At 74.2% G+C, this 19,833-nt stretch carries 20 protein-coding genes and 1 pseudogene; 10 read left to right on the forward strand and 11 right to left on the reverse strand.

Annotated elements, in window-relative coordinates; all coding sequences use genetic code 11:
• Position 1 precedes the first annotated feature (1 nt).
• Both ACZ3J7_RS09980 and ACZ3J7_RS09985 read left to right on the forward strand, forming a co-directional pair.
• Positions 2-595 carry a SigE family RNA polymerase sigma factor gene (locus ACZ3J7_RS09980; RefSeq protein ID WP_465618749.1) on the forward strand — a complete coding sequence of 198 codons (594 nt, stop codon included), beginning with the start codon at positions 2-4 and terminating at the stop codon, positions 593-595.
• On the forward strand, positions 588-1,739 hold the full coding sequence (locus ACZ3J7_RS09985; RefSeq protein WP_465618686.1) for a hypothetical protein: 1,152 nt from the start codon (positions 588-590) through the stop codon (positions 1,737-1,739). Before ACZ3J7_RS09980 ends, ACZ3J7_RS09985 begins: the two co-directional genes overlap by 8 nt.
• Before the next feature lie 25 nt (positions 1,740-1,764).
• Here the strand turns inward: ACZ3J7_RS09985 and ACZ3J7_RS09990 are convergent, their stop codons facing one another.
• Positions 1,765-2,523, reverse strand: coding sequence for an SDR family oxidoreductase (locus ACZ3J7_RS09990; RefSeq protein WP_465618688.1), 759 nt, complete (start codon positions 2,521-2,523; stop codon positions 1,765-1,767).
• Between the two features lie 132 nt (positions 2,524-2,655).
• Here ACZ3J7_RS09990 and ACZ3J7_RS09995 point away from each other — a divergent pair, with 132 nt between their 5' ends.
• Complete coding sequence (locus ACZ3J7_RS09995; protein ID WP_465618690.1) at positions 2,656-3,474, forward strand: helix-turn-helix transcriptional regulator; 819 nt, start codon at positions 2,656-2,658, stop codon at positions 3,472-3,474.
• Positions 3,475-3,481: 7 nt separating this feature from the next.
• Here the strand turns inward: ACZ3J7_RS09995 and ACZ3J7_RS10000 are convergent, their stop codons facing one another.
• Positions 3,482-4,057 carry a DUF6197 family protein gene (locus ACZ3J7_RS10000; protein ID WP_465618692.1) on the reverse strand — a complete coding sequence of 192 codons (576 nt, stop codon included), beginning with the start codon at positions 4,055-4,057 and terminating at the stop codon, positions 3,482-3,484.
• A 151-nt stretch (positions 4,058-4,208) separates the two neighbouring features.
• Here ACZ3J7_RS10000 and ACZ3J7_RS10005 point away from each other — a divergent pair, with 151 nt between their 5' ends.
• The gene (locus tag ACZ3J7_RS10005; RefSeq protein WP_465618694.1) at positions 4,209-6,032 is read left to right on the forward strand and encodes a S9 family peptidase; all 1,824 of its coding nucleotides are present in this window, start codon (positions 4,209-4,211) and stop codon (positions 6,030-6,032) included.
• A 41-nt stretch (positions 6,033-6,073) separates the two neighbouring features.
• A complete protein-coding gene (locus ACZ3J7_RS10010; RefSeq protein ID WP_465618695.1) occupies positions 6,074-6,820 on the forward strand; it encodes a hypothetical protein in 747 nt (248 codons plus the stop codon).
• A 22-nt stretch (positions 6,821-6,842) separates the two neighbouring features.
• Here ACZ3J7_RS10010 and ACZ3J7_RS10015 read toward each other — a convergent pair whose 3' ends face one another.
• Positions 6,843-7,637 carry an SURF1 family protein gene (locus tag ACZ3J7_RS10015; protein ID WP_465618697.1) on the reverse strand — a complete coding sequence of 265 codons (795 nt, stop codon included), beginning with the start codon at positions 7,635-7,637 and terminating at the stop codon, positions 6,843-6,845.
• An 83-nt stretch (positions 7,638-7,720) separates the two neighbouring features.
• On the opposite strand from ACZ3J7_RS10015, the gene ACZ3J7_RS10020 reads away from it, so the two are divergent.
• From ACZ3J7_RS10020 to ACZ3J7_RS10030, 3 genes are all read left to right on the forward strand, one after another.
• A complete protein-coding gene (locus ACZ3J7_RS10020) occupies positions 7,721-8,296 on the forward strand; it encodes a helix-turn-helix domain-containing protein (protein WP_465618699.1) in 576 nt (191 codons plus the stop codon).
• Between the two features lie 32 nt (positions 8,297-8,328).
• Complete coding sequence (locus ACZ3J7_RS10025) at positions 8,329-8,877, forward strand: GNAT family N-acetyltransferase (protein ID WP_465618751.1); 549 nt, start codon at positions 8,329-8,331, stop codon at positions 8,875-8,877.
• Between the two features lie 61 nt (positions 8,878-8,938).
• Complete coding sequence (locus ACZ3J7_RS10030; RefSeq protein ID WP_465618701.1) at positions 8,939-9,868, forward strand: GlxA family transcriptional regulator; 930 nt, start codon at positions 8,939-8,941, stop codon at positions 9,866-9,868.
• Positions 9,869-9,959: 91 nt separating this feature from the next.
• Here ACZ3J7_RS10030 and ACZ3J7_RS10035 read toward each other — a convergent pair whose 3' ends face one another.
• Together ACZ3J7_RS10035 and ACZ3J7_RS10040 are read right to left on the reverse strand one after the other, a co-directional pair.
• Positions 9,960-11,168 (reverse strand): L,D-transpeptidase, encoded by a 1,209-nt coding sequence (locus ACZ3J7_RS10035; RefSeq protein WP_465618703.1) that lies wholly within the window; start codon positions 11,166-11,168, stop codon positions 9,960-9,962.
• A gap of 87 nt (positions 11,169-11,255) precedes the next feature.
• On the reverse strand, positions 11,256-11,654 hold the full coding sequence (locus ACZ3J7_RS10040; RefSeq protein WP_465618705.1) for a YybH family protein: 399 nt from the start codon (positions 11,652-11,654) through the stop codon (positions 11,256-11,258).
• Between the two features lie 117 nt (positions 11,655-11,771).
• On the opposite strand from ACZ3J7_RS10040, the gene ACZ3J7_RS10045 reads away from it, so the two are divergent.
• A complete protein-coding gene (locus ACZ3J7_RS10045; RefSeq protein ID WP_465618707.1) occupies positions 11,772-12,653 on the forward strand; it encodes a LysR substrate-binding domain-containing protein in 882 nt (293 codons plus the stop codon).
• 42 nt (positions 12,654-12,695) lie between these two features.
• Here the strand turns inward: ACZ3J7_RS10045 and ACZ3J7_RS10050 are convergent, their stop codons facing one another.
• The 6 genes from ACZ3J7_RS10050 to ACZ3J7_RS10075 form a co-directional block, all read right to left on the reverse strand.
• On the reverse strand, positions 12,696-13,814 hold the full coding sequence (locus tag ACZ3J7_RS10050; protein ID WP_465618709.1) for an aminopeptidase P family protein: 1,119 nt from the start codon (positions 13,812-13,814) through the stop codon (positions 12,696-12,698).
• 15 nt (positions 13,815-13,829) lie between these two features.
• On the reverse strand, positions 13,830-15,191 hold the full coding sequence (locus ACZ3J7_RS10055; RefSeq protein WP_465618753.1) for a M20/M25/M40 family metallo-hydrolase: 1,362 nt from the start codon (positions 15,189-15,191) through the stop codon (positions 13,830-13,832).
• A 20-nt stretch (positions 15,192-15,211) separates the two neighbouring features.
• Positions 15,212-15,646 carry a hypothetical protein gene (locus ACZ3J7_RS10060; RefSeq protein ID WP_465618711.1) on the reverse strand — a complete coding sequence of 145 codons (435 nt, stop codon included), beginning with the start codon at positions 15,644-15,646 and terminating at the stop codon, positions 15,212-15,214.
• Positions 15,643-17,121 (reverse strand): APC family permease, encoded by a 1,479-nt coding sequence (locus ACZ3J7_RS10065; protein ID WP_465618713.1) that lies wholly within the window; start codon positions 17,119-17,121, stop codon positions 15,643-15,645. The genes ACZ3J7_RS10060 and ACZ3J7_RS10065 overlap by 4 nt, the downstream gene beginning before the upstream one ends.
• A 179-nt stretch (positions 17,122-17,300) precedes the next feature.
• Positions 17,301-18,248: a YDG/SRA domain-containing protein gene (locus ACZ3J7_RS10070; RefSeq protein ID WP_465618715.1), complete on the reverse strand. Its 948-nt coding sequence runs from the start codon at positions 18,246-18,248 to the stop codon at positions 17,301-17,303.
• Positions 18,249-18,324: 76 nt separating this feature from the next.
• Positions 18,325-19,233 carry a YDG/SRA domain-containing protein gene (locus ACZ3J7_RS10075; protein WP_465618717.1) on the reverse strand — a complete coding sequence of 303 codons (909 nt, stop codon included), beginning with the start codon at positions 19,231-19,233 and terminating at the stop codon, positions 18,325-18,327.
• Positions 19,234-19,603: 370 nt separating this feature from the next.
• On the opposite strand from ACZ3J7_RS10075, the pseudogene ACZ3J7_RS10080 reads away from it, so the two are divergent.
• Positions 19,604-19,833, forward strand: a pseudogene (locus ACZ3J7_RS10080) (IS982 family transposase); the annotation flags it as partial.

A 19,833-nucleotide genomic window follows, 5' to 3' on the forward strand; every position in this document is an offset into this window, starting at 1 on the left:
GATGAACGTGACGGGGGCGGCGGTGGCGGTCACCCTGCCCGGGGCGGCCCGGCGGGGCGGTAGTCGGATGGGCTTTGCTGCGGCGGCAGCGGACGCGACCGGGGCCAGCGTCGACCAGCTCACCGACACCTACCGGGCCCACTACCGATCCCTCCTGCGGCTCGCCGCACTGCTGCTGGACGACCTGTCCTCCTGCGAGGACGTGGTGCAGGAAGCGTTCATCCGGGTGCACGCCGCCCGGCGCCGCGTCCGCGACCCCGAGAAGACCCTCGCCTACCTGCGGCAGACCGTGGTCAACCTGTCCCGGTCGACGCTGCGCCGCCGCCTGCTCGGCCTGCGCCTGCTGCCCAAGCCCATGCCTGACATGGCCAGTGCAGAAGAGGGGGCTTACGATGCGCTGGAGCGCGACGAACTGAAGGCCGCGCTACGGGGGTTGCAACGCCGTCAGCGGGAGGTGCTGGTGCTGCGCTACTACGCCGACCTGACGGAGGCCCAGGTCGCCGAGGTGCTCGGCATCTCCATCGGCTCGGTGAAGGCGTACGGGTCGCGCGGACTCGCCGCCCTGCGGGTGCGGATGGAGCACGGAGATGACTGAGGGAGAACCTTCCCGCAACGGCGGCGGACCGGTCGGCGGCACGGCGGGCAGCCCGGCCGGCGGCTCGGTCGGCACGCTGACCGAGGAACTGCTGCGCGCCCGGCTGCACCGCGCCGTCGCCGCCGTCGAACCCGAACCCGGCGCGCTGCCCCGGCTGCGCGCCGCCGTGCCGCGCCGCCGCGCCGTGCGCCGACGGGCACTGGGCGGGGCCGCGGTGCTGGCCGCCGCCGTCGCGGTGCTGCCGGTGGTGAACGCCACCCGGCCGTTCGACCTCTCCGGGGACCCGGCGGGCGGTCAGGCCGTGCCCGGCGCGCCGAGCAGCCCGACGAGGACGGCCGGCGGCCACAGCGGGCACCCGCACGCCGGCGTCGAACCGGCCCCCAGCGGCACGGCCGGCCCCGGGCCGGAGGCGACCGCGAGCCCGTCCGCCGCCGGCAGTCCCGGCGCCCCGCCCGCCACCGCCCCGGCCTGCGTGGGCGCCGACCTCGGCCGCTCCGAGGTCCAGCAGGCCGCCGCCGACCCGGCCGGCGGCAAGGTCTACGGCTGGTTCCGGCTGACCAACACCGCCACCCACCCCTGCCGCCTCGCCGGCCCCGGCGCGTTCGCGCTCGGTGCGGGGGCGGGCGGCGTCCAGCTGCTCGCGCACACCGTCGGCGACCCGGCCGGCTCGCTGCCCGACCCGGCGGGGCTCCCCGCCGACGTCCTGCTCGGCGCGGGCGACTCGTACCTGGTGCGGTTCGCCTGGGTGCCCGCGCGCTGCACGGCCGCCTCCGAGTCCCCCAGCGCAGGCTCCGGCTCCGGCTCCGAGGGCCAGCAGCCGCCCAGCTCGGCTCCCAGCGGCGGCGCGGTCCCGGCCGCGCTCTCCGCCTCGCAGCCCGCCGCCGACCCGGCGCCCCCGGGCCCGACCCTGGCCGCCGTCGCCGCCGATCCCAGCCCGACCCCCGGCCCCAGCACCGGCCCGACCACCGGCGGCTCCGCGGCCGCGGCCTTCACCCTCGGCTACACCTCCGACCCGGCCACCACCGGCGCCCCCCTCACCACCACCCTCCCCACCGGCTGCGGCGGCACCGTCTACTGGACCGGCCCCGAACCCTCCCCCGCGCCGTCGTCCCCCGCGCAGCCCGCACCGAGCACGTCCTCCTGACTCCCGTTCCGATCCGCGCGCGGGTTCAGGCCTGGCGGGTCGGCAGCACCACCAGTTGGCGCAGGTTCACGTGCCGGGGGCGGCTGGCCGCGTAGCCGACCAGGTCGGCGACGTCGGCGGCGGCGAGGGGGCCGATGGTGTCGAACATCGCGCCGAGCTGGCCGTCCGGGCCGAGGGCGGGGTTGTCGATGTGGGTGCCCAGCTCGGTGGCGGTCAGGCCGGGTTCGATGTTGGTGACCCGGACGTCGCGCGGGCCGTACTCGCTGCGCAGCGCGGCCGACAGCTGGGTCAGCGCGGCCTTGGTGGCGCCGTAGACCGCGTAGTTGGGGAAGACCACGTCCGCGGCGATCGAGGAGACGTCGATCAGGTCGGCGGTCGCGCCGTCGGCCGCGGCGGCGACCAGGTCGGGGCCGAAGGCGCGGATCATCCGCAGCGCGCCGGTCAGGTTGGTGTCGATCATGCGGGACCACTCGTCGGTCCGGCCGTCGTCGACCGGGTTCGGCAGCATCACGCCGGCCGCGTTGACCAGCAGGTCGACCCGGCCGAACGCCTGGTGCACGGTCCGCTGGGCGGCGTCGACGGAGGCCTGGTCGGTGACGTCGGCGGGGACCGCGAGCGCGTTCGGGCCGAGTTCGGCGGCGAGCCGGGTGAGCCGGTCGGCCCGGCGGGCCAGCAGCGCGACCCGGGCGCCGTCCGCGGCCAGCTGCCGGGCGACGGCCTCGCCCATGCCGCTGGCGGCGCCGGTGACGACGGCGGTGCGGCCGTTCAGTGCGGGGTAGCCCATGGGGATCGTTCTCCTCGGTCGTTCCTTGCTGACGGGAACGAGTCTGTTCGTCCGCGCGGGAGTTACCCAGGGCCGTGGTTTTCCTGGGTCCGCGGGAACCACCTTCGGGCGGGCCGACGTATCGTCGGGGGCATGAGCGAACTGGGGGAGTTCCTGCGGCAGCGCCGCGCCCGGATCCAGCCGTCCGACGTGGGTCTGCCGGAGTCGTCGGGGCGCCGGCGCCGGGTGCCGGGGCTGCGGCGGGAGGAGGTGGCGCTGCTGGCGGGGGTGAGCGCCGACTACTACGTGCGGCTGGAGCAGGGCCGGGGCGACGGCGTCTCGGCCGAGGTGCTGGACGCGGTGGCCCGGGTGCTGCGGCTGGACGCGGTCGAGCGCGGCCACCTGCACGACCTGGCGCACCCGCCGCGCGGGGCGTCCCGGCGGGGGACGGGCCGGGTCGGCCCGGGCCTGCGGCTGGTGCTGGACGCGCTGGCGACGCCCGCGTTCGTGCTCGGCCGCCACATGGACGTACCGGCCTGGAACGCCCCGGCCGACGCGGTGCTCGGGCTCTCCGAACTGCCGCCCGCCGAGCGGAACATGGCCCGGTACACGTTCCTGGACGAGCGCGGGGCCCGGCTGTACCCGGAGTTCGAGCGGGTCGCCGCCGAGACGGTCGCCCACCTGCGGCTGACCGCGGCCCGGCACCCGGACGATCCGGAGCTGTCCGCGCTGGTGGCCGAACTGGCGGCCGGGAGCCCGCTGTTCGCCGAGCTGTGGGCCCGGCACGGGGTCCGGGAGAAGGCGTCCGGGCGCAAGCTGCTGCGGCACCCGCGGGCGGGGGAGCTGGACTTCGGCTACGAGACGCTCGCCCCGCCCGGCGAGCCGGGCCTGCTGCTGGTGGTCTACACGGTCGAGCCCGGCTCGCCGACCGCCGGACGGCTGGCCTCGCTCACGGCGGCCGTACCGGCCTGAGGAGTCCCTAGATTCCCAGGAAGTGCGCCCGGGCCCGGGCCCGTTCCAGCAGCGCGTGCACCTCGGACTGGCGGCGGCCCGGCCGGTCGTTCCACGCGTCGGGGGAGGGGACGGCGCGTCCGGTGGCGTGCAGGACCTCCATCACCTGGGCCCGGGCCCGGCGCACGGTGTACGCGGTGCCGTAGCCGTGCGCGAGGACGGCGGCCTGCGCGCCGAGCAGGCAGACCCGGCCGCGGGCGTCCCAGAGCGCGCCCTGGGTCCAGCCGGCCTCGGCGAGGTAGCGGGAGGTGAGCCGCAGGTGCCCGGCGACCGTGACCTCGGCGGGGCGGGCCGGGCGGCGGGCCAGCAGGTCGAGCAGCGTGCGGCGGGGCAGCGGGTGGCCGTGGTTCCAGGGCTGCCGAACGCTGCCGTGCGGGTTGACCGGCGGGGCGGGGGCGACGGGCGCGGGGAGCCCGGCCAGGTACTGCTCGATCTCCTCGACCAGGCCCAGCGCCTGGGCGAGCTCGTGCGGGTCGATCCGGTCGAGTCGACCGAGCGGGCCGAGCGGGCCGAGCCGGTCGAACGGGGGCGCGGGGACGGTCACGGGAGCACTCCTCCGGTCATTATGTCCGTATTTGTTACGTTACTGTTGATAGCCCGTCAGCGGCCGCACCGCACCAGCTCCGTGTCCGCACCGTCCGGTGAGCCGCCCCCGGCCCGTTCCGATCACCCCCCGCATCGGGTTGGATGAGGACATGAACGAGCAGACGAACGTCGTTCCGGCGTGGGAGCAGCGGTTCCGGGCGGCGCGGGTGTCCCTGCCCGACTGGGCGGACGAGGCCCCGGACCGAGCGCTGTACGTGTCCAACGCGACCGGCACCTACGAGGTGTACGCGTGGGACCGCTCCACCGACGGACACCGCAGGGTCACCGACCGCCCCAACGGCACCACCGACGCCGAACTCTCCCCCGACGGCGAGTGGATCTGGTGGTTCGACGACACCGACGGCGACGAGTTCGGGGTCTGGCGCCGCCAGCCCTTCACCGGCGGCCCCGACGAGGAGGCCGTCCCGGGCGTGCCCGCCGCGTACTCGGCGGGCCTGGCACTCGGCCGCGACGGCACCGTGGTGGTCGGCACCTCCACCGACGACGAGGGCACCACCCTCTACCTGCGCCGCCCGGGCGCGACCGCACCCGAGGTGGTCTACCACCACGCCGAGTACGGCGGCGTCGGCGACCTCTCGCAGGACGGCACCCTGCTGGCCGTCGACCACACCGAGCACGGCGACGCGATGCACTCGGCGATCCGGGTGCTGCGCCTGCCGGACGGCGCCACCGTCGCCGAGCTCGACGAGGTCACCGGCCGGGACGAGCCGCGCGGCGTCGCCTGCCTGGGCTTCGCGCCCGCGCCCGGCGACACCCGGCTGCTGGTCGCCCACCAGCGCAGCGGCCGCTGGGAGCCGATGCTGTGGGACGTCGCGGCCGACACCGAGACCGAGCTGGAGCTGCGTGACGAGCAGGGCCGCCCGTTCCCCGGCGACCTGTCCGCGCAGTGGCGGCCGGACGCCCGCTCGCTGCTGATCGAGCACGAGTACGAGGCCCGCTCCGAGCTGTTCTCGTACGACCTGGCGACCGGCGAGCTGACCCGGCTGGACACCCCGCGCGGCACCGTCTCCGGGGCCACCGCCCGCCCGGACGGCACAGTGGAGTTCCTGTGGTCCTCGGCCGCCGAGCCGTCCGCGGTGCGCTCCACCTCCGGTGCGGTCGTGCTGCGCGCGCCCGGCCCCGTCCCGCCCGGCTCGGTGCCGGTCGAGGACGTCTGGGTGGACGGGCCGGGCGGCCGGGTGCACGCCCTGGTGCAGCGCCCGACCGGCGAGGGCCCGCACCCGACGGTGTTCGAGGTGCACGGCGGCCCGACCCACCACGACAGCGACTCCTTCGCGGCCGGGCCCGCCGCCTGGCTCGACCACGGCTTCGCGGTCGTCCGGGTCAACTACCGCGGCTCCACCGGCTACGGGCAGGCCTGGACGGACGCCCTCACCGAACGCGTCGGCCTGATCGAGCTGGAGGACATCGGCGCGGTCCGCGACTGGGCGGTCGCCTCCGGCCTGGCCGACCCGGACCGGCTGGTCCTCTCCGGCGGCTCCTGGGGCGGCTACCTGACCCTGCTCGGCCTCGGCACCCAGCCCGACAGCTGGACGCTGGGCCTGGCCGCCGTCCCGGTCGCCGACTACCTCACCGCGTACGCCGACGAGATGGAGGCGCTCAAGTCGCTGGACCGGACGCTGTTCGGCGGCACCCCCGAGGAGGTCCCGGAGCGCTGGCACGCCTCCTCCCCGCTGACCCACGTCGAGAAGGTCAAGGCCCCGGTCTACATCAGCGCGGGCGTCAACGACCCGCGCTGCCCGATCCGGCAGGTCGACAACTACGTCCGGCGGCTGGAGGAGCTGGGCAAGGTCCACGAGGTGTACCGCTACGATGCCGGGCACGGTTCGCTGGTCGTCGACGAGCGGATCAAGCAGCTCCGGCTGGAGATCGACTTCGTCCGGCGGCACCTGGCGCCGGGCACCGTCCGGTGAGCGGGTGAGCCGCGCGGCGGACCGCTGAGGGGGAACAACTGATGGGTGGACGCGCCGCGCTGGCCGCCGTCGCGGTCGGCGCCGTGCTGCTGGCCGCGGCCGGCTGCTCCTCGTCGGACGGTGACGACCACGCCTGCGTGTCGGCGGCGGGCGCGCCCGCCGCCGACACCGGCCTGCTGCTGGCCGAGGGCGGCGGCAGTAGTGGCAGCGGCAGCGTGGTGCTGGCCAAGAGCGGCAGCCGCAGCTCCAAGGGCGGCTCCAGCGGCAGTCGGACCTCGAAGGGCTCCAAGAGCTCCGGCAGCTCCGGCAGCTCCGGCGGCTCGGACAGCTCCGGCGGCTCGGGCGGTTCCGACGGCTCGGGCAGCTCGGGCGGTTCCAGCAGCACCGGCAGCTCGGGCGGTTCCAGCGGCTCCGGCGGCTCGAAGACCAAGAAGTCCGGCACCACCTACTACGGCGGGGGCGGCACGGTGGTGCACCACTACCACCACCGCACCCCGGGCTCGACCCGCACCGACGACTACGTCGACGACTGCGGCAACCCGTCGCCCGCGCCGGGCTTCTCGGGGGACGACTTCAAGGGCGCCGACTGCGCGAACCCGAGCGCGCTGCCCGTGGCGAGCCCGGTCACCGGCTCGCCCTCGGCCCGGCCGAGCGCGACCGGCGCGACCGCCACGGCCCCGCCGGTGCCGTGCGGCAGCCCGAGTGCGAGCCCGAGCGCCGGCGGCTCCGGGAAGGTCAAGGTCGCGCCGACCGGGAGGGCCCTGCCCCCGCCGTCGCCGTCCCGCTGAGGGCTGGTCAGTCCAGGGCCGGTCAGTCCAGGGCCGGTTCGAGGGTCGGGTCCAGTCCGAGGGCCCGGTCCTGGGCGGCCTCCGCCTCGCGGCGGACCAGCCGGAACCACATGAACACCACGAACCCGGCGAAGACGAACCACTCCAGGGTGTAGCCCAGGTTCTGGAACGCCCGCAGGCTCAGCCCGTCCCCGCCCTGCGGCTGCACGGTGGGCACCGCGGTCAGGCCGGCCGGCACCTCGTCCACGGCCACCCAGCCGTCGTACACGGGGTACGGCAGCACGTTCACCAGCGTCGCCGGGCTGATCGTGCCGAGCTGTCCGGCGGGCAGGCCGCCCGCCACCGCGCCACCGCTGCCGCTGTTCTCCGGGGCCTGGAGCCGGCCCGTGACGCTGACCCGGCCGGTCGGCGCGTCCGGCACGAGGCCCGGCGCGCCCGCCGCCCAGCCGCGCACCACGGCCACCGCGCGGCCGTCGTCGGTGACCAGCGGGGTGAGCACGTAGGAGCCCTGTCGGCCGTCCACGGTTCGGCCGGGAACGAACAGTTGGTGCGCGCCGTCGTACGTGCCGGTGACCCGCACCGTCCGGCCGACGGTGTCGGTGCCGACCTTCGCCGCGCCGTCCGGCAGCACCGCCGCCAGCGGCTGCGCCTCGGCCAGGGCGGAGGCGGCGGCGGCCTTGCCGTTCTCCTGGTGGGTGGAGACCCGGGACTCGAAGCGGTCCAGCTGCCAGGTGCCCAGCATCAGGCAGACCACGATCGCCGCCACCGCGACGACCGTGCCGACAAGCCACCGCGGGCTGAGCAGGAACCGGTACACCCCACCACGGTAACCATTCCTGACATGCGGGAGGAGCGCGGGGCCGTTCCCCGTCATCCCCGATCCGGGATATCGTCCCGGATATGGGAACCGACGAAACCCCCGGCGAGGAGGACCGCCGCCTCGCCGCCCGCCTCGCCGCCCTGCGCGCCGAACACGGCTGGCCGCTGGACGAACTCGCCCGCCGCAGCGGCGTCAGCCGCTCCACGCTGTCCCGGCTGGAGCGCGCCGAGCTCAGTCCGACGGCCGCCCAGCTCGGCCGGCTCTGCACCGCGTACGGCCGCACCGTCTCCCGGCTGCTGGCCGAGGTCGAGACCGAGCCGCCCGGGCTGCTGCGCGCCGCCGAGCAGCCGCGCTGGCACGACCCGGCGACCGGGTTCGCCCGCCGCTCGGTCTCGCCGCCGCACCCCGGACTGCGCGCCGAACTCGTCGAGGGCACCCTCCCGTCCGGCGCCCGGATCGCCTACCAGGCCCCGCCCGTCCCCGGCCTGGAGCACCACCTGTGGGTGCTGGAGGGCGCGCTGGAGCTGGAGTTGGACGGCGCCGCGCACCACCTCGCCGCGGGCGACTGCCTGCGCTACCGCCTGCACGGCACCTCCGGGTTCCACTGCCCGGGCCCCGACCCCGTCCGCTACCTGATCGCGCTGGTGCTGCCGTGAACCCGACCGAGGGCTCGGCCGCCCGCCCGGCCGTGGACCCGGCCGCCCGCCCGGCCGTGGGCCCGACCATCCGCCCGTCCGTCCCCGAGGACCTGGACGCCCTCGCCGGGCTGCTGCTGGACGCGGTGGCCGACGGCGCCTCGGTCGGCTTCCTGGCCGGCACCGGCCGGGCCGAGGCCGCCGCCTGGTGGGCGTCGCTGGGCCCGTCCGTCGCGGCCGGCACCCGGCTGCTGTGGGTGGCCGAGGACGGCGCCGGGCGCCTGCTCGGCACCGTCTCGCTGGTCCGCGAGGAGAAGCCGAACGGCCGCCACCGCGCCGAGGTCGCCAAACTGCTGGTGCACCGCGACGCCCGCGGCGCCGGCCTCGGCCGCCGCCTGCTGCGGCACGCCGAGGACGCTGCCCGGGCCGCCGGCGCGACCCTGCTGCTGCTCGACACCCAGACCGGCAGCGCCGCCGAGCACCTCTACCGCTCGGCCGGCTGGACGCCGTTCGGCACCGTCCCCGGCCACGCCGCCACCCCGGACGGCGTGCTCGCCGACACCACCTACTACTACAAGCGGCTGGCCGGCCCCGGCGACTGATGGCAGGAAAGGTGGGATGCGCGTCCTTGCTGCCACCGGACCGGTCCGCCAACCTGGGAGCATGCCGACCCGCAGTGTGCTGATCGTCCTGTTCGACGGGGTGCAGAGCCTCGACGTCACCGGGCCGCTGGAGGTGTTCCACGGCGGCGGCTACGCCGTCACCACCGCCTCGCCGGGCGGCCGCCCGGTGCGCAGCAGCAGCGGGCTGGCCATGCTGCCGGACGCCGACCTCGACCTGGTCGAACCCGCGCACACCCTGATCGTCCCGGGCGGCGCGGGCAGCCGGGGCACGCTCGCGCCCGAGCTGCCGGCCCGGATCGCCGCCCTCGCGGCCGGCGCCGAGCGGGTCGTCGCGGTCTGCACCGGCACCTTCCTGCTCGCCGAGGCCGGCCTGCTGGCGGGCCGCCGGGTCACCACCCACTGGCGGCACTGCGCGACGCTGGCCGCCCGCCACCCGGAGCTGACCGTCGACCCGGAGCCGATCTACGTCCGGGACGGCCGGATCTTCTCCTCGGCGGGCGTCACCGCGGGCATCGACCTGGCGCTGCACCTGGTCGAGGAGGACCGGGGGCGCGAGGTCGCGCTGGCGATCGCCCGCAACCTGGTGGTGTTCCTGCGCCGCCCCGGCGGCCAGGCCCAGTTCTCCGCCCAGCTGTCCGCGCAGCTCGCCGAGCGCGACCCGGTGCGCGAGGTGCAGCGCTGGATCACCGAGCACCCGGAGGAGGACCTGTCGGTGGAGACGCTGGCCCGCCGCGCCTCGCTCTCGCCCCGCCAGTTCGCCCGGGTCTTCACCTCGGACGTCGGCGTCACCCCCGGCCGCTACGTGGCCGGTGCCCGGCTGGAGGCCGCCCGCCGCCGGCTGGAGGACAGCCGGGACGGCATCGAGCAGGTCGCCCGCTCCTGCGGGTACGGCTCGGCCGAGGCGATGCGCCGGGCCTTCGCCCGCACCCTGGCCACCACCCCGGCCGACTACCGCCGCCGCACCCGCTGACCGGGCCCGCCCGCTGATCGGGCCCGCCCGCTGATCGGGTCCGCCCGCTGACCGGGCCCGCCCTCAGACCGGGCCCGCCCTCAGGCCGGGGTCACCACTGCGACCAGGTCAGGTTCCAGCCGCTCAGGCCGTTGGCGGGGTCCAGCGGCTGCTTCTTGACCGAGTTCCGGACGATCACCACGTCGCCGACCTTCGAGGCGTTGTAGACCCGGCCGCCGGGGGTGTCGTCGCTGCCCTCCGGGGTGTCGGGCAGGCCGATGCAGCCGTGGCTGATGTTGGCCCGCCCGGCCACGCCGCGGGCCTGCGGGTTGCCGTGCAGGTAGGTGCCGGAGCTGGTCAGCCGCATCGCGTGCGGCTCCATCGCCTCGTAGCCGGGGCCGTTGAGGTTGGTCTGGCCCTCGGAGGTCATCTTCTCCATCCGGCTCTTGGCCGAGATGACCATGGTGCCGTTCCAGGAGGGGTTCAGGTCGGTGCCCGCGACGATCGGGAGGGTCTGGTCGGGCTTGCCGTCCTCGTGGACCACCATCTGGTGGCTGCGGGCGTCGACCTCGCTGATCCGGGAGCGGGCGATGGTGAAGTACTCGTCGCGCTCGGTCGCGCCGTACACGCCGGGCGCCAGCTCGACGCTCTTGGTGCGCAGGTGGACCCGCACGGTGGTGCCGGGCTTCCAGTACTCGGCGGGGCGCAGGTCGAGCCGGGTGTCGCCGTCGAACCAGTGGCCCCTGACCTGGGTGCCGTCCGAGGCCTCGACCACGATCGCCCGCTCGACGGCCTCCTTGTTCTTGACCTTCAGACCGCCGAAGCCCACCGAGACGATCATGCCGACGCCGAAGTCCTCGCCGGTCACCACGTTGTCCTCGACCTTGACGGTCCGCTTCGGGACGAGGGTGCTGAAGGTGCTGCTGGCGGTGGTGGCCACGCCGTCGGCGTCGGCGGCCCGGGCGTCCACCCGGTACGTCGCACCGACCGCGAGGCCGCCCGTGGCCGGCACCCAGCTGAGGCGGTCGGCGGCGACGGCGCCCTCGACCGGCCTGCCGTCCGGCCCGGTGACGGTGACCCCGGTCAGTCGCCCGGTCGCCACCGAGACCTTCACCGCCCCGGGCGCCACGTCCTTGGCGCCGTCCCCGGGTTCGATGGACAGCACGGCCGCCGAGGCCTTCGCCGCCGCCGGGGCGGCGCTCCCCCCGCCCTGGCCCGGCTGCCCCGGCTGGGCACCGCCGCCGCCACCGCCCCCCGCGCCGCACGCGGTCAGCAGCAGCGTCCCGCCCAGTACCGCGCCCACCATCGAAATCCGTCGCACGACGGCCGCCCCCTCTTCACCGGATCTTCCGGAAGGGGTACACGCGCCGGGGTGCGCGCGGGTTTCGCCCCGGGGCCCGGAGAAGTGTCACGGTTCCGTACGGGCGCCACCCGCCCGGTCCGCGCCGTCCGGGCGCTGGAACTCCGGCTGGTCCAGCAGCCGCAGCCAGCTGCCGTCCGGCTGCTGCCGCACCACCTGGGCGCGGGCCCCGGCGCCGTCCTTCGGCGGGGTGGCGGTCAGCGCGATGCCGTCGGCGGCCAGCGTGGGCAGCGGCGGCTCGGGCGTGAACCGCGGCCGGTGGGCCAGCACCTGGGCCCACAGCTCCCGGATCGCGGCCCGGCCGACCGTGAGCCGCCCCGGCGGGTAGGCCATGACCGCGTGCTCCTCGTACAGCGCGGCGACCCCGTCGGCGTCGCCGGCGTTGGAGCGCTCCACGAACAGCCGGGTCAGGTCCTCGGGCCGCATCGCCTTCTCGTACTCGCTCACCACTGCCTCCTCGGCGTCCGGCGTCGTGCCGCGTCGTCCTGCTCCGTACGACCAGCCTCCTCCGAGCCGTTCCAGAAGTCCAACAGCTGGTTCTGCTCCGAACTAGAATCAGGACTCATGGAACTGAGGCAGCTGGAGTACTTCGTCGCGGTCGCCGAGGAGGGCGGCTTCACCCGCGCCGCCGAGCGGGTGCGGATCAGCCAGTCCGGGGTGAGCGCCCAGGTCCGGCAGTTGGAGAAGGAGGTGGGCGCCGAGCTGTTCGACCGCTCGGCCCGCGCGGTGACCCTCACCGTCGCCGGGAAGGCCGCCCTGCCGCACGCCCGGCAGGCGCTGGCCGCGGCCCGCGCGGTCGGGCAGGCGGTCGGCGAGGTCACCGACCTGGTGCGCGGCAGCCTGCGCCTGGGCATGGTCGCGGGCTGCACCGTCACCCCGCTGTTCGACGGCCTGGCGGCCTTCCACCGGGCCCACCCGGGCGTCGAACTCGCCCTGCTGGAGGACGACTCCGAGCACCTCACCGAGGCGGTCCGGACCGGCGCCCTCGACCTCGCGCTGATCGGCCGCCCGGCGCCCGCCCCCGAAGGGCTGGACGCGCACGTGGTGGTCGCCGAGCCGGTGGTCGCCGCCGTCCCGCCCGGCCACCCGCTGCTGGACGTCCCCGCCCCGGCGCTCGCCGACCTGCTCGCCCACCCGCTGGTCTGCATGCCGCGCGGCACCGGCCTGCGCGCCGTCCTGGACCGCGACTGCGCCGCCCGCGGCCTCACCCCGCGCATCGCCCTGGAGGCCGGCGCCGCCCCCGCGATCGCCGACCTGGCCGCCCGCGGCCTCGGCGTGGCCGTGCTCAGCCGCTCGATGGTCGCCGCCTTCCCGGCGCTCACCGCCATCCCCGTCGCCGACCTGACCACCCCGGCCCTGCTCGCCCTGGTCAACCGCCCGTCCCCGCCCCCGGCCCTGCGCGCCCTGCTCGCCGCCCTGCGCCGGGCCTTCCGCCTCCAGGACTGACGGAGGGGCCGCCGGTGCCCCGGCGGCCCCCCGCTCCCCGCCCTAGTTCACCAGGGCCAGCTCGTGCGGCGTCCCGTTGAAGCGCAGCCCGCCGTCCTCGGTGACCGTCACGATGTCCTCGATCCGGACGCCGAACCGCCCCGGCAGGTAGATCCCCGGCTCGATCGAGAAGCACATCCCGGGCACCAGCGGCTGGGTCTCGCCCTCGACCATGTACGGCGGCTCGTGGGTGGTGAGCCCGATGCCGTGCCCGACGCGGTGGATGAAGTACTCGCCGTACCCGCCGTCGGTGATCACCCGCCGGGCCACCCGGTCGATGTCCTGGCAGGTCACCCCGGGTGCGACGGCGTCGAACGCGGCCTGCTGGGCGCGCCGCACCAGGTCGTGGACGGCGCTCACCTCCGCGGGCGGCTCGGTGCCGACGAACACGGTGCGGGTGGTGTCGGAGCCGTAGCCGTCCTTCAGCCCGCCGAAGTCCAGCACCACGGTGTCGCCGTGCTGGATCACCCGGTCCCCGGCCTCGTGGTGCGGGTTCGCCCCGTTCGGGCCGGAGCCGACCACGGTGAAGTCGACCTGGCTGTGCCCGTGCTTCGTGAGCAGCGCGGCCAGGTCGGCGGCCACCTGGCGCTCGGTCCGCCCGGCGAAGGCGACGCCGAGGACCTCCCCGTACGCCAGGTCGGCCGCCGCCCCGGCCGCGGCCAGCCGCTCCAGCTCGTCGTGGTCCTTCACCGCCCGCAGCATCGGCAGCACCGAGGTCAGCGCCGCGTACGAGCTGCCCGGCAGCGTCCGCTGCAGCCCGAGCAGGTGCATCGCCCAGGCGTTGTCGGAGATCCCGTACCGGCCGCCGCCGTCCAGGTGCGGCGCGAGCACCCCGTACGGGTCGGTGCCGTCCGTCCAGTCGGCCATCCGGACGGCCGCCGCGCCGGGGGCGTGCTCGGCGTCGGGGCGCTCCAACTTCGGTACCAGCAGCACCGGTTCGACGCCGGCCGCGATCACCAGGGCGGTCAGCCGCTCGGTCGTCGCGGTCGGCTGGTAGCCCGTCAGGTAGGTCAGGTCGGGGCCGGGGGTGACGACCAGTCCGGCCAGCCCGGCGTCCGCGGCGGCGGTCGCGGCGCGGGCCATCCGGGCCTGGAAGTCGGCGGTGGTGAACGGCGCGGGCATGCTCTCCCTCTCGAATCAGCGGTGCCGGGCGGCGGCCGCGTAGTGGCGCAGGAACAGCGCCTCCACGGTGGCCATGTGCCGGATCTCGGACGGGTCCACGCTCTCGTTCGGGGCGTGGATCAGGCAGCGCGGCTCCTCCACGCCCATCAGGATGATCTCCGACCCGGGGTACTGCGCCGCCAGCACGTTGCACAGCGGGATCGACCCGCCCTGCCCGAGGAAGGACAGCGGCTTGCCGTAGACCTCCCGGGCGGCCGCGTCGAGCGCCGCGTACGCGCGGCCGTCGGTGGCGGCCTTGAACGGCGAACCCTTCGACTCCGGCTCCACGGTGACCCGGGCGCCCCACGGCGCCGCCGCCACCAGGTGCGCGGTCAGCGCGTCCTGCGCGGCGCCGGGGTCCGTGCCGGGCGGCACCCGCAGGCTGACCCGGGCCCGGGCGGTGCCGGGGATCGCGGCGGCCGAGCCGACCACCGGCGCGCAGTCGATGCCCAGCACCGTCACGGCGGGGCGGGCCCACAGCCGGTCCGCGACCGTCCCGGAACCGGTCAGCCGCACGCCGTCCAGCACGCCCGCGTCGCTCCGGAACTGCCGCTCGTCGTAGCCGACGCCGTCCCAGCTGCCGCCGTTCTCCAGCCCCTCGATCCGGGTCCCGCCGTCGGCGTCGCGCAGCGAGTCGAGGATCCGGATCAGCGCGGCCAGCGCGTCCGGGGCGGGGCCGCCGAACATGCCGGAGTGCATGTCCGAGTCCAGCGTCCGCACCGTCACCACGACGTTCGCCAGGCCGCGCAGCGAGGTCGTCGCGGTCGGCACCCCGACGGCGGCGTTGCCGGTGTCGCAGACCAGCAGCACGTCCGCGTGCAGGTCCTCCGGATGCCGCGGGACGTACTCCTCCAGGCCGCCGGTGCCCTGCTCCTCCGAGCCCTCGGCGACCAGCTTGATCCCGACCGGCAGGTCGTCGCCGAGCGCCCGCAGCGCGGTGAGGTGCATGACGATGTTGCCCTTGCAGTCCGCCGTGCCGCGCCCGTACCAGCGCCCGTCCCGCTCGGTCAGTTCGAACGGGGGCGTGGTCCAGGCGGCGTCGTCCAGCGGCGGCTGCACGTCGTAGTGGCAGTACAGCAGCACGGTCGGCGCGCCCGGCGGCGGCGGGCGGTGCCCGAGCACGGCGTGGCTGCCGTCCGGGGTCTCGGCCAGCCGGACGTCCTGCAGGCCGGCCCCGGTGAACGCGGCGGCCACCCACTCGGCGGCCTCGCGGCACCGCTCCGGCGGCTGCTGCCGCGGGTCGGCGACCGAGGGGATGGCCACCAGCTCGGCCAGGTCCTGCTGCGCGCGGGGCATCAACGCCGCCACCCGGGCGGCGAGTTCGCTCTCGGCGGTCATCGGCTCTGCCTCACTCCCCATCAGTTGCGCACCGTGTCATCGGTCTTGATGTCCTCGATCTTCTCCCGGTAGTCGTCCAGCTCGCCCGGACAGTAGACGTCCAGGATCAGCGCCTCGGCCTGCACCACCCGGTCGGGGACGATCACCGGCCGCTGCCCGGGACCGGCCGCCCCGTTGGACATCTGCACCCGCTGCAGGCCGGTCTTCAGCGCGCTCGCCGGGTCCTCGCAGACCGGCCCGCCGTCGGTCCCCAGCGTCCGGGCGACCTGCTCCCGGTCCGGCGTCGGGTAGCCGTTGGCCTGCAGCTGGGTGATCAGCTCGTCGGCCTTCCGGAACGACTCGTTGGTGGCGTGCTGCTGGGTGAACGTCAGCAGGCCGACCACCGCCATCGCGACCAGCAGCACGATCGCGCCGACGTAGATCCACTTGTGCTGCGAGGCCATCCGGGTGCTCATGCCGTCCCCTCCTCGATGGCGGCCGCGGCGGCGGGGTCGCGCCACTCCGGCTTGCTGGCCTTCAGGAAGGCGAACGGGATGATCACGCCCAGCAGCAGCAGACCGCCGCCGATGATCCCGATGTACGCCCAGACGCTGCCGCCGCCGAACTGCGAGGACGGCACGAACCCGATCACCATCGCCGCCGCCGACGCCAGCAGGCCCACCACGCACAGCAGCACCAGCGCCGGGGCCCGGTAGCCGCGCGGGTGGTCCGGCTGGGTCCTCCGGAGCCGGATCGCCGCCGCGAACATCAGCAGGTAGACGATCAGGTACACCTGCGTGGTGATCACCGAGAAGATCCAGTACACGCTGGAGACGTTCGGGATCAGCGCGTACATCAGCGCGATCGCCGTGGTCACCACGCCCTGCGCGACCAGGATGTTCTGCTGGATGCCGTGCTTGTTCAGCTTCTGCAGCGACGGCGGCAGGTAGCCCTCCTGCCGGGAGATCATCAGCAGGCCCTTCGACGGACCGGCCAGCCAGGTCAGCATGCCGCCCAGCGAGGCCGCGACCAGGCCCACCGCGATCAGCGGCGTCAGCCAGCCGATGTGGAAGTACTGGAAGAACGCGTCGAACGCCTGCATCACGCCCGCCGTCAGCGACAGCTGGTCGGCCGGCACCACCCAGCTGATCGCCAGCGCCGGCAGGATGAAGATCAGCAGCACCATCCCGACCGCCAGGAACATCGAGCGCGGGAACTCCTTGCCCGGGTTCTTCAGCGAGGAGACGTGCACCGCGTTCATCTCCATGCCCGAGTAGCTCAGGAAGTTGTTGACGATCAGCACCAGGCTCGCCAACCCCGTCCAGGCCGGCAGCAGGTGGTCCGCCGACATCGGCGCCGCCGAGTCGTTCCCCTGCCCCAGGAACACGAAGCCCAGCACCACCAGCAGCGCGCCCGGGATCAGCGTCCCGATGATCAGCCCCCAGGAGGCCAGGCCCGCCACCGCGTTCGTCCCGCGCGAGGACACCCACACGCCCGTCCAGTACAACACCATGATCACGATCGCCGTGTAGAGGCCGTTGCTCGCCAGACTCGGATCCACCACGTACGCGATCGTGCTCGCCACGTACGCCAGCAGGCTCGGGTAGTAGAAGATCGTCATCGCGAACTGGCACCACACCGCCAGGAACCCCAACGGCTTCGACAGCCCCTGGGCCACCCAGTTGTACACGCCCCCCTCCCAGCCCGACGCCAGCTCCGCCGAGACCAGCGCCGTCGGCAGCAGGAACACGATCGCCGGCACCACGTAGAGGAACACGCACGCCAGCCCGTACACCGCCATCGTCGGCGAGGACCGCAGACTCGCCACCGAACTGGTCGTCATCAGCGCCAGCGTCACCCAGGTCATCCTGGGCGCCGCCACCGCCTTCACCCGCTCCCTCGCCCCCACCGCCGCCGACCCCTCCGGACTCGGCACATCAGCCGCGCTCATCCACCGCCTCCTCGCAGCGGCCCCGCCCACCGGAGCCCGCCCCTCCACCCTCCGGCCCCCACCCCCACCCCGCATCCGAGAACCCACCCCCCGGCCCCACCCCTCACCGGAACGGCCCAACGCCCCCTCTGACACCCCCTCACCCCGCCCCACCCCGCGTGGACCGCGGGGAGGCGGCATCAGTGAACGGAGCCAGCGCCGGCCGTCGACTCGGGCCCGTGGACCCAGCCCCGGGAATGGTGAGCGCGGTGGTACGTCAAGTACTCCCGGCCGATCTCGTGGGCGTCATTCGACGTCAGACGCCCCAAGGTGCTGCCGGTGGCCACGTCGGTGATCGTCAGGTCGTCGTCGATGCTCAGCATTCCGAAGTCGAAGAGCGTGTGGTGGTTCGGGCAGAGACAGAGGACGTTCGCGGGCACATCGGGCCCGTTGTGCGGTTTCCCGAGACCTTGGATGTGTGCGGCTTCTGCGTAAGCACCGGTCGGTGTGGGCAATCGCAGTCCGCACACCTGACAGGTGAAGTCATGTACGCGCTTGACGAAGTCCGCCACCGAAGTGCTGCGCACGATCCGCTGCACCTTGATCTCCATCCGGGTCAACGTGACCCGTCCGGCCGGCTTGGACGGAGCAGTCGGCTGAGGAGCGGGCGCTGCTTCGGCCTCCGCCAGTCGAGCAAGCCGGTAGCGCCACACCAGGTAGCCCGACCGCCCGAGGTCCGACCAATGGTCCTCCACCCGGAACAGCCCGTCGTAGCGGTAGCCGCCCGGCTTCGATTTCCGCTGATGACCGCTGAGACTGCGCACGACCCGCACCGGGACGCCGGTGGTGCGGCTCGTGACCAAGGCGGCGTTGCCCAGGGTGAGGCTCTGGTCCTTGACCTGCTGTCCGGTGTTGGGATCCCGCCCACCCTGACCGGTGTAGATGATCACATCGCCGTGGTCCTCATCGTCCTCGTACCCACCGGAGACGACGATTGATTGCGCGCCGTACTGCTTCGTCCCGCAGATGCCGGCCTGCAACTGACGATGCACGCCCGCATCGAAGAGCTGCCGGCGGTCGGCGAAGATCTGCCCGACGTCTATCCCGGGGACCAGGCCGAAGAGGGAGGACGCATCATCGTGCTTCATCCGTCGATTGTCCTGGCCCGCCCACCGTGCACGCTCCCTCCGTCCTCGAACCGTGATCTCCGGCGGAGAGCGGTGCTCAATCCGCGGTCACCCAGCGCTGACGGTGTGCCTGGACGAAGCGGAGGTCGATACGGTGGGCCCGGACCGTTCTCAGTTCACCGATCTGCTGGTGGGTGAGGCCGTCGATGACCCCGAGATCATCGCTGAGGTAGCGAGCACCGTAGTCGAAGAGCACGTGGCAGTTGGCGCAGAGGCAGAGCACGTTCTCCACGATGTCAGGCCCGTTGTACGGGTCCCCGATGGCCAGGATGTGCGCACCCTCGCTGTAGGAGAGCCCTCCCGGGACCGAGAGGAACTGGTGGCACATCTGGCACTGACCCTCGTGCCACTTCTTCACCTTCTGCGTGACGGCGCTCTTCCGGACGGCCCGCTGGATCTGACTCGGCTGCCTGGGAACGGGGGAGTACTCCTCCTCACCGTGGAACGGAGTCACGTACGCCTCGCCCCCCGCTCCCTGGCCGCCGGCGGGGTCCTGATCCGCATCCACCGCAACCAGGCGGAACTGCCAGGTGAGGAAGCCGTTCACGCGCATGCTCCGATGCGACTCCACCCGGAACAACCCGTCGTACCGGAGTCCGGCGGCCGGTGCGTACGGTGATTTGCTGTCGGCCCCGCGGATGACCCGCACCAGGTGGCCTTCGAGCTCGCTGCACAGCAACCCCGCGTTCCCGGGAGCGGTGATGAGCTGGTCCCCGACCTGCTCGCCGTTCCTGTTCCCGCCGTGCCCGGTGTAGAGGATGACGTCACCGAAGTCCTCGTCCGTGCTGTAGCCGCCCGACATGACGATGGAGTCGGCTCCTTCAGCACCGTTCCCGCTGATGCCACCGACAAGCGGGGCGTGCAGCCCTGCTGCACGCAGGGCGGCGCGGTCCGCGAAGGACGAGCCGACGGGGAACCCTGCGATGTGACCGAAGACTTTCGCCATGGTCGAAGTCTGACAAAGGGTTGCGACAAGCGGGGCGGAGTTGACCGATCGAAGGCCCCACAGCCCCCTGACAACGCCGAAGGACCCACCGGATTTCTCCGGTGGGCCCTTCTCTGGGTCGGGGTAGCGGGATTTGAACCCACGGCCTCTTCGTCCCGAAGCAACCTTGGGGCCTACCTGACCAGGACCCTCACCGCTGCTGACCTGGGCTGACGATACTCGACCGTCCGTGGTTGTCCGCCAGGGTGCGAGGCTGTTGTAGCGCAGTCAGACACTCAGCAGGTGCTGCAACTAGACGAGTAGTTCCGAAGTCAGCTGGCTTTGCTGGTTCTGCTTCGGACATGCAGGAAGGGTGTCCAGCATTCGGGTTGTGACGACCGAAGAACTGGACACCCTCCTGACCGCACTCTACGTGCAGATCGATGATCATCTACCCCGAACGCGTTGGCTGGGCCGCCCGCCGCGGCTGACGGACTCGGAACTGGTGTGCCTGGCCGTGGCCCAAGTGCTGCTGGGCTTCCACTCCGAGGCCCGATGGATCCGCTTCGCCCGCGCCCATCTGCGCGGCATGTTCCCCCACCTGCCCCAACGGCCCGCCTA

This window comes from Kitasatospora sp. NPDC015121 (assembly GCF_055562955.1).

What these genes read in the sequence shown, in the direction of transcription:
- ACZ3J7_RS09980 (WP_465618749.1), top strand. Translation starts at nt 2, where the DNA reads ATGAACGTGACGGGGGCGGCGGTGGCGGTCACCCTGCCCGGGGCGGCC.
- ACZ3J7_RS09985 (WP_465618686.1), top strand. Translation starts at nt 588, where the DNA reads ATGACTGAGGGAGAACCTTCCCGCAACGGCGGCGGACCGGTCGGCGGC.
- ACZ3J7_RS09990 (WP_465618688.1), bottom strand. Translation starts at nt 2,523, where the DNA reads ATGGGCTACCCCGCACTGAACGGCCGCACCGCCGTCGTCACCGGCGCC.
- ACZ3J7_RS09995 (WP_465618690.1), top strand. Translation starts at nt 2,656, where the DNA reads ATGAGCGAACTGGGGGAGTTCCTGCGGCAGCGCCGCGCCCGGATCCAG.
- ACZ3J7_RS10005 (WP_465618694.1), top strand. Translation starts at nt 4,209, where the DNA reads ATGAACGAGCAGACGAACGTCGTTCCGGCGTGGGAGCAGCGGTTCCGG.
- ACZ3J7_RS10010 (WP_465618695.1), top strand. Translation starts at nt 6,074, where the DNA reads ATGGGTGGACGCGCCGCGCTGGCCGCCGTCGCGGTCGGCGCCGTGCTG.
- ACZ3J7_RS10020 (WP_465618699.1), top strand. Translation starts at nt 7,721, where the DNA reads ATGGGAACCGACGAAACCCCCGGCGAGGAGGACCGCCGCCTCGCCGCC.
- ACZ3J7_RS10030 (WP_465618701.1), top strand. Translation starts at nt 8,939, where the DNA reads ATGCCGACCCGCAGTGTGCTGATCGTCCTGTTCGACGGGGTGCAGAGC.
- ACZ3J7_RS10045 (WP_465618707.1), top strand. Translation starts at nt 11,772, where the DNA reads ATGGAACTGAGGCAGCTGGAGTACTTCGTCGCGGTCGCCGAGGAGGGC.
- ACZ3J7_RS10050 (WP_465618709.1), bottom strand. Translation starts at nt 13,814, where the DNA reads ATGCCCGCGCCGTTCACCACCGCCGACTTCCAGGCCCGGATGGCCCGC.
- ACZ3J7_RS10055 (WP_465618753.1), bottom strand. Translation starts at nt 15,191, where the DNA reads ATGACCGCCGAGAGCGAACTCGCCGCCCGGGTGGCGGCGTTGATGCCC.
- ACZ3J7_RS10060 (WP_465618711.1), bottom strand. Translation starts at nt 15,646, where the DNA reads ATGAGCACCCGGATGGCCTCGCAGCACAAGTGGATCTACGTCGGCGCG.
- ACZ3J7_RS10065 (WP_465618713.1), bottom strand. Translation starts at nt 17,121, where the DNA reads ATGAGCGCGGCTGATGTGCCGAGTCCGGAGGGGTCGGCGGCGGTGGGG.
- ACZ3J7_RS10070 (WP_465618715.1), bottom strand. Translation starts at nt 18,248, where the DNA reads ATGAAGCACGATGATGCGTCCTCCCTCTTCGGCCTGGTCCCCGGGATA.
- ACZ3J7_RS10075 (WP_465618717.1), bottom strand. Translation starts at nt 19,233, where the DNA reads ATGGCGAAAGTCTTCGGTCACATCGCAGGGTTCCCCGTCGGCTCGTCC.